The sequence below is a fragment of the Curtobacterium sp. PvP017 genome (assembly GCF_054060195.1).
In genome coordinates this window covers 1-1,489 of sequence record NZ_JBSSCY010000019.1, presented here as the reverse complement: position 1 = coordinate 1,489, position 1,489 = coordinate 1, and the positions used below count along the sequence as shown (strand labels likewise).

At 68.7% G+C, this 1,489-nt stretch carries 1 protein-coding gene; it reads left to right on the top strand.

The window, feature by feature from the left end; all coding sequences use genetic code 11:
- Positions 1-152 precede the first annotated feature (152 nt).
- Positions 153-1,489 (top strand): hypothetical protein (locus tag ACVKXF_RS18150; RefSeq protein WP_456796578.1); only part of this gene is annotated, 1,337 nt, incomplete at its 3' end.

Genomic DNA, 1,489 nt, shown 5'->3' with positions numbered 1-1,489 from the left:
TACCCCGTCGTCATCACCCAGCAAGACGGCACCAACAAGATCAAGCGCATCACCCACACCATGCAACCCACCACCTGAACACCACACCACTGAACAGCGGGTGCCCCCTCACCAACGGGGGCACCCGCTCCCCACATCGACAGGAACCCTCCATGGCCCCCTCATCCTTCCGAACCGCAGCGGTCGTCTGCGGCATCGTCACCGCATCCCTCGGCGTCGGCCTGCTGACGCCCGTCACCGCGACCGCCGCGAGCACCCCAACGGCCGCCGCAGCGAGTCCCTCACCGACGGACAGCACGACCAGCTCCGAGGAATCGAAGACCCCCGACTTCGACAACATCCCGGTCGACCCGTCGTTCCCGGAGCCACGGTTCGTGACGGACTGGAGCACACCGTGGGGCTCCCGGACCGTCGTCGGCTGGTCGGGGGGTGACGAGACCTGGCTCGTGATCGGGAACGAGGTGTTCGATCGGGCGACGGGGCCCGGGTTCTTCCTGAACGTGCAGGACCGGCACCAGGATGCCGGTCTCGAGGTGATCCGTGTCGACACCGCTGAAGACGGCACGCAGACTCGGGGCGAGCGCATCCCGATGCCCCGCGGGATCACCGTGGACGACGTCGACCCGGAGAACACGTTCGAGCCGGGGGTGATGCAGTTCACCGGGAGCGCGACCGCGGGTGCCACGATCGTCGCGACCGACACCGTGTCCGGGGACGAACTGTTCACGACCGAGGTCAGCACCACCCGTTCCGGCACCGGGACGTGGAGCGCCGACGCGGAGCTCAGCGACCGCGAGCACAAGATCACGCTCACCCAGACGACCCCCGAGGGCCGCACCAACCAGCTCCGCGACATCCACTTCACCCCAGCCGACGCAGACGCACCGACCGCACCCACCCTCCAGACCAACGAGCGTCGCCTCGACGGCGCCTTCGTCCTGGCCGGCCAGTACGACAAGGCCACGGACTCGGTCGTCGTCGAGGACGAAGCCGGCGAAGAGATCACGACCGCCACCCTCACTGAGACCGGTTACGTCGCCCAGATCCCGCAGAACCGCCTCGGCGAGACCGTGTTCGTGGTCGCCCGTTCCGCCGAGGGCACGCGCTCAACCCGCACCGCGGCACAGCTCCAGCAGTTCCCCACCGACGCATCCGTCGCTGCCCCCGCACTCCAGGACGTCAAGGTCTACCCGGACGGCCGCGTGCAGGTCGTCGGCCAGCGGGACGACGCAGCGGGCCTCTGGATCCTCGACGGCGACCGCGTCGTGTCCGGCGTCCTGAACAAGGAGGGCTGGAGCTACACGATCCCCGCAGCTGAGACCGACAAGCAGCTCGACATCGTCAACCTCGGCTTCGACAACGTTCGGTACGTCTCGGTCTCCGAGCGGGTGGCGCTGCCGCGTCTGCTGCAGGTCGAAGACCTCGCCACAGAGAACACCTACCAGCCCGGCACCCGCGCGTTCACCGGCACCGCCGAAGCCGGCGCGAC